This is a genomic window from Pragia fontium, assembly GCF_900638655.1.
GTDB classification, from domain to species: domain Bacteria; phylum Pseudomonadota; class Gammaproteobacteria; order Enterobacterales; family Enterobacteriaceae; genus Pragia; species Pragia fontium.
The window spans coordinates 167,745-182,214 of record NZ_LR134531.1 but is presented as its reverse complement, the minus strand read 5'-3'; the positions used below and the strand labels follow the sequence as shown (position 1 = coordinate 182,214).

Below are 14,470 nucleotides of genomic sequence, written 5' to 3'. Positions count from 1 at the left end.
ATTCACATTGATTACTGCAAAGTTAGGATAGCAATATGAAAAACGTCGGTTTTGTTGGCTGGCGCGGTATGGTCGGCTCCGTTCTGATGCAAAGAATGATTGAAGAACGTGATTTTGACGCCATTCGCCCGGTATTTTTTTCTACTTCACAAACAGGTCAGGCTGCGCCTTCATTTGCCGGCCAAAGCGGCACGCTACAGGATGCTAATGATATCGATGCTCTGCGAGCGTTGGATATCATTATCACCTGCCAGGGCGGGGACTATACCAGTGAAGTCTATCCTAAACTGCGTGCAACCGGCTGGAATGGCTACTGGATTGATGCGGCATCGACTTTACGCATGAAAGATGATGCGATCATTATTCTCGATCCGGTTAACCATAACGTTATTCATCAAGGCCTGAATAAGGGAATCAAAACCTTTGTCGGCGGTAACTGTACCGTTAGCCTGATGCTGATGTCCCTTGGCGGACTGTTCGCTAACGATCTGATTGAGTGGGCTTCCGTTTCTACTTATCAGGCGGCTTCCGGCGGCGGTGCTCGTCATATGCGTGAGCTGCTGGTTCAAATGGGCATGCTACATGCCAATGTTGCTAAAGAGCTGCAAGATCCAGCGTCAGCCATTCTGGATATCGAACGTAAAGTCACTTCGCTAATGCGCAGCGGCACATTACCAACAGATAACTTCGGTGTACCGTTAGCCGGCAGTTTAATTCCATGGATTGATAAGCAGCTGGAAAATGGCCAAAGCCGCGAAGAGTGGAAAGGTCAGGCAGAAACCAACAAGATTCTGAATACCTCCAGCCCAATTCCGGTTGATGGTTTATGCGTACGCGTTGGGGCCCTGCGCTGCCACAGCCAAGCATTTACCCTGAAGCTGAAGAAAGACATACCGTTGGCCGATATTGAAAGCATGCTGGCTGAAAACAACGAATGGGTGAAAGTGGTACCAAACGACCGCGAAATCTCAATGCGTGAACTGACTCCAGCCGCGGTAACCGGCACCCTGTCTACGCCGGTAGGCCGTTTACGTAAGCTCAATATGGGCCCGGAATACCTGTCAGCCTTCACCGTCGGCGATCAGTTGCTGTGGGGTGCCGCAGAACCGCTGCGCCGTATGCTGCGTATTTTGTTACAGGCCTAGTGTTTCTTGCCAAATAACATACGATAAAGTTAGGACAAGCCTGCGTTTTATAGCGGGCTTTTTATTTAATTATCACTAACAGAATCTTTCGTATTGTTTAATATTAATATTCATCAAATAATATCTATCTTTACTATTTAACTTACCCATTAAGTAATATTCCAAACTCTTATCGCCAAAGAGATTATGGTCAGTCATCATACACACTGCTGAAACAATATTCCCATCCTGTTGCTTCAAAAAAAGAATACCATCTTCAGAAATTACCGTTTCTTTTGAAACTTTATGTAACTCAATCATACTTTGATCGGTTGAAGAAAAATAAATATGGAAAGTATTTAAATCTATATTAGATGCAAAAATTATATCCGTTGAGCTTTTAGGAAAAAAGTCTGGCAACCAGCTTCTTATACTATCTTCCGGCAAAATTTCTGAAAACGAAGAATATACCTTTTCCGTATTATCGCATCCACTCAATAGCATTATTGACATGCTGAAAAATAACCACTTAATCATTATAGATATCCTTCTTTTTCTAAGATCTTTATTGTTTCAGTATGGTTTTCATTGATATAGCTTTTACAACGATCGGAACATTTTATATCTTGAGGACAAGAGAGCCCAAACTCATTTACAGCTAAATCGCTAATATTATCCTGTATCATTTCCTCATGAGAGCGTTTTCGTTTATCACCGTAAAGCCCTACCCTACCTAATATATAATCGCGAGTTTCTTTCATTACACCTAAACCTCGCGCTCCACTATTTTTTGCGTCTATATTTTTAGATACCCGACAAAATCCCATACAGTGAAAAAAGTTATCCGTACTTTTTAAATTCAATCTTTTCATATCGCTTTCAGTATCACTTAATATTTTGAAAGCCACTCCAGTTTGATAACTATCTATAGCCGCCTTATAGGGTCCACTAATAATACCTACAAGCCCCATAGGATCAATAAACTGAATAGGATTCAATGGATAATTATATTTATGCATCCCACCCATCAACCCAATCGGGTCCTGACTAATATATCGCCCCATCCGCGGGTCATAATATCGGTAACGGTTATAGTATAATCCCGACTCTTCATCCTGCTGCTGCCCCTGTAAGCGAATGGGTTGATTCAGCTTCCGAATACTATGCTGACTCAGCATATTTCCCCAAGCATCCAACTCAGCCTGCCACTCAACTTCCCCCTTAGGCGTCATTAATGCAATTGGTGTTCCCAGATGGTCACAGTGATATAAATGCACGGTATCAGGCACCACAGGTAACGGATCAAGTAATGAGGTTAAATATTCTGGTTCAAAGGACAACTGTTGCAGCCAGCGCTGATTATCCGCTGTTAATGCACTTGCTCTCAGTTGCTGCTCTATCTGATTAAATTGGGTATTCAATTCTGTTGGGAAAACAATATCAGACTGCTGCTCCAGCTTTTGTGCCAGTGATATCACTGGAGATGGACTGTCACCTTCAATTCGTAGCAATGGCACAAAGCTTTGCGGGTAATACACGGTATAAACCCGCTTGTCGTTACTTTCTGTCAAGACTATCCGATCACCGTCCCAACCGTACCAAACGGTTTCCGGTTCCTCATGTTGTCGGATAACCTGTTTACCCACTCGACGCCCCATTGGGTCATATAAATAGTGAGCCTGACATATACTCTGATTATCCTGAAGACGGGTGTAGCGAACCAGCCGATGTTGGCGATCGTAGGCAAAGTGATGCACTTCGCCCGAATTCAATTTATGGTGCTTCTCAATCAGATTGCCGTAGCGGTCATAGTGATAATGATAGTGCTCATCTTGTGTAATACGGTTACCCATCCGGCTGATATTATGGCCCATATCCGTCTCAGTAGACTCCGGCAGTTCTGATGATAAACGGTTACCAGCTAGATCAAACCGCCAGTTCTGGCGATAGGCGAAACCTTCTGGGCCACTTCGTTGTGCTTCAGTTAACCGCCCGACCTCATCATAGCGATAATGCAATGCCCCCTCCGGCAGAGTGATACCGGTCATTTGACCGCGCAGGTCATAATGATGCTCCCGATTCATCGGATGCAGAGGCTGCTCATTCATCTCAAAGCGAGCCAACCTCCCCAGTGTGTCATAGTCAGTATGAAGCTGAACCTCTCCGAACCGGCGCTCGCTCTCCCGGTGTAGCCGGTCACGGCTAAATTCAATCAGATGCCGATCGCCCAGTGCAACTCCCAACAAATGTCCTGGCCCGTAAGTTTGCCAACGTAACGACGGTAAACCTTCCAACAGCGTCTCATGCCTGAATCCCCGAGGGTCATACTGATGGTTCACTTTATACTGCCAGAGAGTTTTACCATCTGGCTTTTGAACCTGCTGAAGCTCTTCGATAATGTTACCGGCTTTATCCCTCAGATAATTGATGCTGACCGAGTAGCCTTCACTGATATGGCGAGCAGAAAGCAGTTGACCACTTTGATCATAATCCCACTGCTCATCATTCGGTATTTCACTGACAGAGTGAGGATGCTGGCGACGTATCAGTCGCCCGGCTAGGTCATAGTACCAGTGAGTAGCGAGTCCTTCATCCTTGCTCTGAACCAGCTCACCAACAGCATTGTAGTGATAGTGCTGAGTTCGTCCGTCAAAACCCTTTTCGGTAGTCAAACGATTCATCACATCATAACTAAAGTGGGTTTCAGCACCGTTTTCATTGACCAGCAATTCCAGCCTTCCTGCCGCATCGTAACGGTACTGCTGCATCAGTCCGCCTTTTACCGTTTCCAGCGGCTGACCAAGTTCACTCCGTACCATGGTTTCATGACTACCATCCGGATGGACGATGGTAATCAGATCACCCGCTGCATTATACTCATAACGTGTCTGTTCATGATTAGCGTTTTCGCTGGCTATCAGCCAGCCGCGTGCATTGTAATGACGCCAGCTAACCATCCCTTCTTCCCGCGCTATCTCCGTTATCTGCCCCCAACGGTCATAATGGTATTTAATCTGATAGCCCGAACAGTCGATATAGGCCGAAACCTGCCCATGAGGTGTCCAGCTTAACCATTGTTGCCCACCCCGCGCATCTTCAGTCATCTCCAGCAATTCACTACTCTCATCCTGATAGTGATAGCGAGAAGTATTGCCCAATAAGTCAGTGGCGGATACCAGTCTGCCAAATACATCATATTCACTGGTGGTGCGACTGCTATTAGGGTGAATCGTCGAGGTTAACTGCCTCTGTCGGTTATAGCTAAAGCGAGTTACCGCCCCGTCTGGAGCGGTTAGACCCAGAAGCCTGCCGCTGGCCACATCTATATCAAATTCAGTTTTACGCCCCAGCGCATCGATTTGCGCTTTCAGTCTGCCGCTGCCGTCATATTCGCTGGAAGTGATACTACCGTCGGCCTGCTCCAGTTTCACCAGACGTCTGAGCCCCCGCTCCCCCTCAAAATGGTAAACCTGCTGACGTTCTAAACTGTCGGTCACTATCGTCTGGTTTGGCTGATAGCTAAACTGATAGTTAAGCCCCTGAAGGTTGGTCTGGGTAATTACCCGGCCTTGATTATCATACTCATAAAAACTGGCAGGACGTCCGATGTATTGATGGGAAGTTATTCTCCCTAACAGCTCAGGATGGTATTCAAATCGACGCGTTAAACAACCCGCCCGGTCGTAGACAGCAGCCAGTTCACCGCGGGAGGTATATTCATAGCGAACCAGCGGTGTGACTGGGACATCTGGATAGAGCGGGTCTTTGGTCAGATAAACCGCGCTAAGGCGAATATATTTATCGGTTCCCCAACCAACCGCTGTCATATCAGAAAAGTGTTCATCATCTTTGATTAAATCTATGAGCTCAAGGTGATAATGACGACCAGCACCATCCATCACTTCGGTTATCTCACCAGCAAACAGCCCTTCAGAGTCTCGCCTATAAGTTAACTGCTGACCAAAGCGGTCGACAATAGCCAACAGATAACGGCGAGCCGGTAGCATTGGGGGTAAAACATCCCCTTCTTGAGGAGCTGTCATAACATAATTCAGTATCCACCACGGCCCAATAGCATTGTTACTAACGAAATAAGTATGAGTACAAAGGCGTGAGGTCAGAGGTAATGCCAGCCATAAGGTGGCTAACGGATGGTCGTTGGGCAAGCACTCTATCCCACCACGAACTAGCCACAGGTCTTCACTACGACTGTAGCTGACTTCACCGGGAGCCAGAGGCTCGAAATGCAGACTGCGACCGCCATTATCATTGAGTATCAATGCGTCATCCATAACCAGCAAGCTTACGTTGGAAGCCGCCTGCCAGCCAGGGCCAAACATGCCTACCGGTCCCGGCGTATCGGTTTGATAACTGCTATAACTGCGCGACAGCACAAACGGCATCGGGCAAAGTAAGGCGATATCGGTTTCGCCGCTCAGTATCTTAGCTCCCAGAGATGGGTTGACCGGGTTACCTACCGCCATACCACCGGGACAGGTAGAGCAGGCCACACCACTGGGGGTACCAATTAATACACTGGCAGAACCCTGAACAATAGGGCCACCTGTTAGTGTTGCATCACCTTGACGGGCCGCTGGCTTACCACTCATCTTTGCAACTCCTTGCTGTTATGCATCCTTGCTGTCACTCTCTGTAGACGCTTCCGGTGGGCTTTGTGTTGCACTGCAATTCCACTGCACCAGATTGGCATCTCCTTTCAGACCACTATTGGCCTGCAGTTCAATATGTTCACCCTTCAGGTAAATACCCCCGTCGCTGGTCAGCACTATTTTGGCTTTACCACAGACCAGTTCCAGATGCTCTCCGGCGTTATAAATGGAGACCTTGCCCACCGTTTCGGTTTTGCGGTTACCAATGGTCCACTTCACTTCCTGACCGATATCCGCCGTGTACTTCTGTCCGACCAGTAAAGATTTGGTTAAGCCAATTTCGGAAGCCTGCATCCCCCCTACCGAGGTATTCATCGCTCCACCAGTGGTAATCTGATAGGCGCCACCAATACTCAATGCTTTGGCTATGCCTATATTTTCGGCCTTAGTCAGCGCTATAGTTTCAGCCTGATTAGCTTTCACTGTTAGGGAGTCGTTATGGCCGATGGTGGTCTTGCGGTTACTGCCGATATCATTGGTTTGGTTGTTACCCACCAGCAATAATTGATTAACCCCGACGGCCATCGACTGATTGTTATCCACATTTTCGGTGTGATTGTTGATCACGTGCGTGCTTCGATTATTCAGCACGTCAGTATTCATATCTTTTTGGGCATGGATGTATATCTCTTCCTGACTGGCCTCATCTTCAAAACGCAATTCGTTAAATCCTTCCCCTTTATGGGTGCGAGTCCTAATGGTGGTTTGCGTCTTTTTCGCCGGCAGCGATATTGGAGTGGCATTCTTGCCGTTGTATACCGTACCGACGATGATTGGCTGGTCAATATCGCCGTTCAGATAGGCAATAATAACTTCCTGACCAATACGCGGAATGGCCATTACCCCAAAACCATCACCGTTCCAGGCCTGCCCCGCTCGTACCCACAGAGAAGCATTTTCATCTTTAGGATCATACTGATTCCAGTGAAAGTGGACTTTTACCTCACCGTGTTCATTAACAAAGATTTCTTCTCCAGCAGGGCCGACTACCGTGGCTGTCTCATTACCAAATACCATGGGTTTAGCAATAAACGGAGGGCGCCAGTCCACCGAACCGGGAATAAAGCTGAAGTGATTACTCAGCACGGCCACTCGTACCCCCTCATGGGATTCATCGGCCACTGCCTGCGGCAAACTACCATGATGAACAATACGAATTACCTGCCAGTTGCTGTTCATGGATGGAGTAGGATGTTCAGAAAGCGTAAACATCTTACCTGGCATTAACTGAATACAATTACTTTCTGCCGAACCAGATAAACTGTCAGCCTGATACGCCTGCAAACGGTATTTGGCGTACTGTTGCGCCACACCGTCATCATCATAACGGCCATAACCCTCATACATGGCATAAGATGGACGAGCCCCCTGACTCTTCACTTTTGCATCCAGCCCCACTGCCGGGTGTGAGTATTTGTAGTCTTTCAAATGCACCGCATTGGGTTGCATTTTGGCGCCATATTCCAAATTGTGAATCACCGACTCTCGGCTGGCGCTTTGAATATGGGCGTTATACAACAACTTTTCACCACCGAGCATGCCGGTACGACTATCACTGTAGAATAACTGCTCTTCTTCAAACCAGAATACAATTCCCTCTTCTGCGGCTAAACGGCAAAAAAAGGCATAATCGGTTTCATTGCGCTGGGTGGTGTACTCCCAAGATTTATGGCTATCAATTAATTTGGACTCAGCTCGGATATGATGTTTTTGCAGTAGTTCATCCAGAATGGCGGGAATGGTCTTGTGATGGAATATTCGGTTATCCTGCGTTAGGGTTAATAACCATAACTCCGGGCGAATAGTGAAGGTATAATATGTTCGCTTAAAGCCACTGCCACCTCGAAAGGCTTCTGAGATAACTCCATTAATAATTCGCAGACCAACACCATCAGCACTGACGGTAAGAGAGGCGGGTTGTAGCAGTAAGGCATCCAAATCGATATCCGCATCAAAGCTGGACACTTTAATTTGCAGAGTAAACAGGGTTGAAAGGGCTTCTTCTAAAGTAAAATTAATAACATCAACCGATGATTCCAATAATTCGCCAACTTTGCACGAAAAATACAGTCCCGTTTCCATACCCAACATCCCTATTTCACAATAATTAACTTCAAGATTTTAAAAAATTATGAATAATATTAATCAAGGAACATTTAATATTAATTCTTAATATATTACAGCTCGTATATTTACTAGAAAAAGTGGAAAAGACAAGATAAGTAACATTTTAATAATCAATATAATTATAAGAAATGGTAAATTTAACATTAATAGCAAGCTATTGAATATAATTCATTAAATAATGTAACTAGAAAACATAACCAGCTTATATAACTTACTCGATCAAATAAAATCAGTTATTAATAACGCTTGAATCACATATTTAACACGTTAGTAATACAACGCGTTAATAAAAATAATTATCGCTTTTTACTCTTCATTAATAATAGTAATATCCACGCCTGTCACTATGTTATTTTTACATCAAAACTCCAAGGATAATTAGTCTCGCTAAGTTATTTCACCATATTCCCATCAAATTCACCCATCACGATGCCGCCATTCCTATAACAAAAAATCCGGCATTAGCCGGATTTTAAATAGACAGGATTAATGAGAACCAACTACCCTTCCAAATACTTATTCTGCATTTGCTGTCGAATCACCGGCGTTAGCCCAAACTCTTGTTCCAACCAGTTATCCGTATTACCGTAACGTTGTTCAATGGCCTTCAACGCCGTGCCGATAAAGGTTTCTTTGGCCGACATCACATAGCTTAAGCTATCAATACCGTGCTGTTCACTCAGTTGGGCTGACATATGGTTGAGGATCTCGGTGCGATAAGGCGCCAGCGTGGTCTCCGTCAGCATATAATCTTCAATCACCGTGTCACGACTTGCCCCTAAAGCTAACAGCGCAATGGCTGAACCAATTCCGGTTCTATCTTTACCGACCGCACAGTGCTGAACCAGTGCCCCTTCTCCCGGCTGCTGCATCACTTGGGTAAGATGACGATAGGCCTGATTATTGAAAGGAAGCTGGTTGTATAAGCGACTCATAAAATCAACGGCGTTAAATGAAGCCAGAGCCTCATCGGTCAATTTGGCAAAGTTAGCATTCACTTCATCCGTTAATGGATTAGCCGGAATATTGTCATATTGTACCCCTTGCCAAACTACGTCTGGTTTTGCTTTTACTTCGTCGGCATCGCGGTAATCAATAATATTGGTTAGCGGTATTTGACTAAGATAATGGCAGTCATCGACGGTTAATCGATCCAGAGCACCCGCTCTCAATAACAGGCCCGGTTTAACTTTACGACCATCCTGAGCGAGGTTTCCCCCCTGATCGCGAAAGTTGATGCCGCCTTGCAGAGGTAACAGTGATGAATGTAATAAATTGATAGTTGTCATGAGTCCCTCTTAGTTCAGCTATCTGAAATAAAACCTGCCATTTTGGAGACCGTGGCCGATCTCCAAATGACAAGTTGTCAAAGATGTGTGTGCAGCGGTATGTACAAACGATCCGGGTTAATACACCCTGCGGTTAACGTTGTCTGATGGTCAGATAAAAGAGAAAGCGTCACCAAACATTCGGGTTTCATCGGCACCGCGTTCATTACAGAAACGTTCTCTGGCAATTTTTACCATCTCAAAACGTCCGGCAATATAGATATCATGCTCAGACAAAGAACCAAAATCAGACAACACAGCGGCCAGTACGGTTCCATTGCGCCCACGCCACAGCTCATCAGGCTGCTCGACTACCGAAACCACATTCAGGTTTGGGTATTGAACCGTCAAAGACTCAAGACGAGTTAAGTCATACAGATGAGCTTCTTCTCTTCCTCCCCAATACAGGGAAATCTGACGCTCAGGCTGCTGCGCCAATACCGTCATCAGAATAGAATTCACATAGGAGAAACCGGTACCGCCAGCAATTAACAGAATCGGCCGTTGAGAGTCCTGACGTAACCAGGCATCACCGTGTGGGATATCGATGCTAATGGTATCCTCAGCCAGTAACCTGTCCATCACCGCCATTGCGTAAAGGTTAATTTCAGAGGCGCCGATATGTAATTCAATCAGGTTATTTTCCATCGGTGTTGATGCCATAGAGAACGGGCGCTTATCCCGTTCGTCCATCACCACCATCAAATACTGACCGGCCTGAAATGAAACCGGTACGTCCGGAACTAAACGTACGCGAAAAACCGTGTCAGTGATCGACTCTACAGAAGCGATCTTGCAGTTCAATATAGCCATGTACTCCCTCTACAGAGTCATTAAATTCAAGCCATTGCCGATTACACGGCAATTATTCAGGCATTTTTTTATCGTCAAATATTGCCAGTTCATCCCAGATCTCATCAATGCGAGTACGAACGGCCGGATCCATAGTAATTGGACGCCCCCATTCCCGCTGAGTTTCTCCAGGCCATTTATTGGTGGCATCCATACCCATTTTGGAACCCAACCCTGAAACCGGCGAAGCAAAGTCTAAATAGTCTATCGGAGTATTCTCCATCAACACCGTATCTCTGGCGGGATCCATACGGGTAGTAATCGCCCATATCACATCATTCCAGTCTCTGGCGTTGATATCATCATCGCAGACAATAACAAACTTAGTGTACATAAACTGCCGCAGGAAGGACCAAACGCCCATCATCACACGTTTAGCGTGCCCGGCGTACTGCTTTTTCATGGTCACAACCGCCATCCGATAGGAACATCCCTCAGGTGGCAAGTAGAAATCAACAATTTCCGGGAATTGTTTCTGCAAAATAGGGACGAAAACCTCATTAAGCGCCACGCCCATCACCGCAGGCTCATCCGGTGGACGACCGGTATAAGTCGAGTGATAAATAGCATCCGCTCGGCGAGTAATATGGGTAACCGTCAGCACCGGGAAATGATCAATCTCATTATAATAGCCAGTGTGATCGCCATACGGCCCTTCCGGCGCCATTTCCCCCGGCTCAATATACCCTTCCAACACAATCTCAGCGCTAGCGGGTACTTCAAGATCGTTCGAGATACACTTAACCACTTCCGTTTTATAGCCGCGCAATAATCCGGCAAACGCATATTCAGAAAGGGTATCCGGCACTGGCGTAACGGCAGCCAAAATCGTTGCCGGATCGGCACCTAGTGCAACAGCCACCGGAAAACGCTGCCCGGGATTTTGCTGGCACCACTCCTGAAAGTCCAGCGCACCGCCACGATGGGACAACCATCGCATGATGACCTTATTCTTACCTAATACCTGTTGGCGGTAAATACCCAAGTTCTGCCGCTCTTTATGTGGCCCCCGAGTTACCGTCAGCCCCCATGAAATCAGCGGAGCGGCATCTTCAGGCCAGCAATGCATGACCGGCAGTTGGCTAAGATCAACATCATCACCCTGCCAGATTTGCTCCTGACAAGGTGCCGACGCCAACCGCTTAGTCGGCATATTCAATACCTGTTTAAACTGCGGTAGCTTATCCACCAGATCGCGAAAGCCCTTTGGTGGCTCCGGCTCTTTAAGAAATGCCAGCAGCTTACCCACATCGCGCAGCGCACCGACATCATCCTGCCCCATTCCCATAGCAACGCGTTTCGCCGTGCCAAACAGGTTACATAATACGGGTATTTGATACCCCTTAGGATTTTCGAATAATAGCGCAGGCCCGTTCGCGCGCAGTGTGCGATCGGCGATCTCCGTCATTTCAAGATAAGGGTCAATCGGTTGTTTTATGCGTTTCAATTCCCCCTGCTTCTCGAGCAGATCGAGGAATTCCCGTAGGTCTCGGTATTTCATAGTTGTTATCTGTGGCCGGTTAAGATGTCATTATAGAAAGGTTTCCCTAACTTTGCGCTTAGCTGCAGGTAAAAGGCACTAATGAATTCAGTGCAGTGGTGTCAAAATGCTCAGTGATTTCCTGACCGTGACGAAAGATTTTGAACCCCTGATCTTTGGCGCTGAAATAACTCAGTGTGTTACCCGAAATTTGCAGCAAGCTTCCTTCACGTAACGCAACCACGGACTCTGTTGGGTTAACCGCACAAAATTCGGCAATACGTTCGTCACGGCTCTCGCCCATATGACCGCTCAGGTGCGCGTCGATATAGTGAGGGTTAATCTGTACCGGGAACAATCCCAGCGACGGTAATACTACGCTGCTACGTACTGGCATATCGTTGGTTGTTCTGATCGATGGACATGCTACGTTACAGCCTGCGCTCCAACCAATATAGGGAACTTCGCGTTCACGTACTGCGCGCTGGATAGGCACAATTAAATCTTTCTCATGCAGCATCTGATTCAACATCCAGGTATTACCACCACTGATGATAATGCATTCTGCCTGTGCAATGGCTTCTGCTGGTTTATCAAAATGATGGATGCTGGTGACGGAAATACCTAAACTCTTTTCCAGATCACGAGCGCGATCGTCATAATCACTACGAATCAGGGCATAAGGAATTAATATTGCTTTGGAAACCTTCCGAGACGCCAATACTGTCAGGATCTGTTTTTTAGCGTAACCTAACAATTCTGCGTCACCGGATGTTTTACCGTTGCTCAACAATATTGCTTCCATTTCAACCACCTCTGTTTCTTTATTTAGTTATTAACACGCTATTTATACAGGAAAACGCTCACGTTTACTGTGATCGATTACTATTTAGATTGAAACAATTATTGATAATGATTCCCAGCATAATCCTAATATTCAGATTAATCGACTAAATCCCCGATGCTTATGTTTATTGCTAAACGGTTTTGCTATCCTTAATGCGAATTATTACTAGGCGTATAATTAATGGAATCTTGGTATCTACTCTACTGTAAACGCGGACAGCTTACGCGCGCTCAAGAGCATCTCCAACGACAGGATGTTCCCAGCTTTAGTCCTACCTATCAGGTAGAAAAAATTGTTCGTGGTAAAAAGGTCATCCTTGATGAGCCTCTGTTCCCGAATTATCTGTTTATTGAGTTGGATCCGGAAAGAATTCATACCACCACCATCAGCGCCACCCGCGGGGTTAGCCATTTTATTCGCTTTGGTAAAATGCCGGTTACCGTGCCATTCAGTTTGATTAAAAGCCTGATGATGCAACCTAAGCAACAGGTCAGCGATCCTAGCCTACCAAAAAGCGGCGACACGGTGATTATTACCGAAGGGATTTTCGAAGGGCTGGAGGCGATTTACGCCGAACCCGATGGCGAAACCCGCTCTATTCTGCTGTTGAACCTAATCAATCAGAAAGTTGAACATAAGATCAGTAATACACAGTTTGAGAAACGCGATTGATGTTTAGCGTAGTTTAGAACGAGTTAATAAAATAGTGGCCGCGATATTCGCGGCCATGAGATCAATACCAAACGTGTTTTTCGATACCAGTGGATATTCCGGCCGTAAAAAGCCCTATGCTCACATCGCCCTCATGTTCGGCCGGGAGGGCACCTGTATTAGCTTAGACGTGCGTCGGGCCTAGCCGGGCTACGGGCACTCCGGCAGCTAAAGCTGCTACGACCCCCAGCCCGTCTCTCCCTCCGATTAACATCCTTGAAGTTGCCAACCGTTTCATGGCAATCATATAACTTTTCAGGCATCCACTATTAACGACGCATAGCATCATCATGCAGCCATTGAGCCACACGCTTAGCAAAGTAGGTTAGTACGCCATCTGCGCCAGCACGTTTAAAGCAGAGTAAGGATTCCATCACCGCAGGTTTTTCCTGTAGCCAGCCGTTCTGGAAAGCTGCCATATGCATCGCGTATTCGCCAGAAACCTGATAGGCAAAAGTCGGCACACCAAAGGTATCTTTTACCTGACGAACCACATCCAGATAAGGCATTCCCGGTTTAACCATCACCATATCCGCCCCTTCTTGCAGATCCTGAGCCACTTCCTGCAAGGCTTCATTACTGTTTGCCGGATCCATCTGATAGGTTTTCTTATTGCCCCCTTTCAGATTACCGCTGGAACCTACCGCATCGCGGAAAGGACCATAGTAGCAAGAGGCATATTTTGCGGAGTAAGCCATAATCTGGGTATTCACCAGATTTTGCGCTTCCAGCTGCTGACGAATCGCGCTAATACGCCCATCCATCATATCGCTTGGGGCAACAATATCTGCACCGGCAGCGGCATGGCACATGGCCTGACGCACCAGAATCTCTTTGGTAATATCGTTAATCACATAGCCATCTTCGTCGATAATACCGTCCTGACCGTGTACCGTATACGGGTCAAGGGCTACGTCGGTTAAGATACCCAACTCAGGTACTGCCTGCTTTAAAGCTCGAATCGCGCGAGGAACCAGACCCTGCGAATTATAAGCTTCTTCAGCATGCAGGGTTTTAAGATCGGCTTCAATAACCGGGAACAGAGAAAGAACCGGCACGCCCAACTTAGCCAACTCTTCCGCTTCTTTAACCAAAATATCGATAGTCATTCGACTAACGCCCGGCATAGAAGGGACATCCTGACGGCGATTTTCGCCTTCCATGATAAATACTGGATAAATCAAATCGTTAACCGTCAACTGATTCTCAGAAACCAAGCGACGGCTAAAATCATGGTAACGAACCCGACGCAGTCGGCGTTCAGGAAAAGCACCCGGAATAATATAGCTCACAAAAGTTCTCCTCTGTTCTGTGCTCTTGACGGGAACTTG

Annotated in this window: 10 protein-coding genes; 2 read left to right on the top strand and 8 right to left on the bottom strand. The window is 46.5% G+C overall.

The window, feature by feature from the left end; translation table 11 throughout:
• Positions 1–35: 35 nt before the first annotated feature.
• Positions 36–1,145 (top strand): aspartate-semialdehyde dehydrogenase, encoded by a 1,110-nt coding sequence (gene asd / locus EL341_RS00685; protein WP_047779598.1) that lies wholly within the window; start codon positions 36–38, stop codon positions 1,143–1,145.
• Positions 1,146–1,220: 75 nt separating this feature from the next.
• Here the strand turns inward: asd and EL341_RS00680 are convergent, their stop codons facing one another.
• The 7 genes from EL341_RS00680 to pepE all read right to left on the bottom strand — a co-directional run bounded on the left by EL341_RS00680 (position 1,221) and on the right by pepE (position 12,386).
• Complete coding sequence (locus tag EL341_RS00680; protein ID WP_074823870.1) at positions 1,221–1,661, bottom strand: YbbD family protein; 441 nt, start codon at positions 1,659–1,661, stop codon at positions 1,221–1,223.
• Entirely contained in the window at positions 1,661–5,734 is a 4,074-nt protein-coding gene (locus tag EL341_RS00675) for an RHS repeat-associated core domain-containing protein (protein ID WP_074823867.1), read from the bottom strand. Before EL341_RS00675 ends, EL341_RS00680 begins: the two co-directional genes overlap by 1 nt.
• Before the next feature lie 18 nt (positions 5,735–5,752).
• The gene (locus EL341_RS00670; RefSeq protein WP_074823863.1) at positions 5,753–7,876 is read right to left on the bottom strand and encodes a type VI secretion system Vgr family protein; all 2,124 of its coding nucleotides are present in this window, start codon (positions 7,874–7,876) and stop codon (positions 5,753–5,755) included.
• 545 nt (positions 7,877–8,421) lie between these two features.
• Entirely contained in the window at positions 8,422–9,210 is a 789-nt protein-coding gene (locus EL341_RS00665; protein WP_126466777.1) for a tyrosine-protein phosphatase, read from the bottom strand.
• Positions 9,211–9,360: 150 nt separating this feature from the next.
• Positions 9,361–10,062, bottom strand: a complete 702-nt coding sequence (gene fre / locus EL341_RS00660) for an NAD(P)H-flavin reductase (protein WP_047779596.1) — start codon at positions 10,060–10,062, stop codon at positions 9,361–9,363.
• Positions 10,063–10,114: 52 nt separating this feature from the next.
• The gene (gene ubiD / locus EL341_RS00655) at positions 10,115–11,602 is read right to left on the bottom strand and encodes a 4-hydroxy-3-polyprenylbenzoate decarboxylase (protein ID WP_047779595.1); all 1,488 of its coding nucleotides are present in this window, start codon (positions 11,600–11,602) and stop codon (positions 10,115–10,117) included.
• Positions 11,603–11,660: 58 nt separating this feature from the next.
• Positions 11,661–12,386 (bottom strand): dipeptidase PepE, encoded by a 726-nt coding sequence (gene pepE, locus EL341_RS00650; RefSeq protein ID WP_047779594.1) that lies wholly within the window; start codon positions 12,384–12,386, stop codon positions 11,661–11,663.
• Between the two features lie 222 nt (positions 12,387–12,608).
• On the opposite strand from pepE, the gene rfaH reads away from it, so the two are divergent.
• Positions 12,609–13,100, top strand: coding sequence for a transcription/translation regulatory transformer protein RfaH (gene rfaH, locus EL341_RS00645; protein WP_047779593.1), 492 nt, complete (start codon positions 12,609–12,611; stop codon positions 13,098–13,100).
• Positions 13,101–13,408: 308 nt separating this feature from the next.
• Here the strand turns inward: rfaH and hemB are convergent, their stop codons facing one another.
• Complete coding sequence (gene hemB, locus EL341_RS00640; protein ID WP_074823860.1) at positions 13,409–14,431, bottom strand: porphobilinogen synthase; 1,023 nt, start codon at positions 14,429–14,431, stop codon at positions 13,409–13,411.
• Positions 14,432–14,470: the final 39 nt, after the last annotated feature.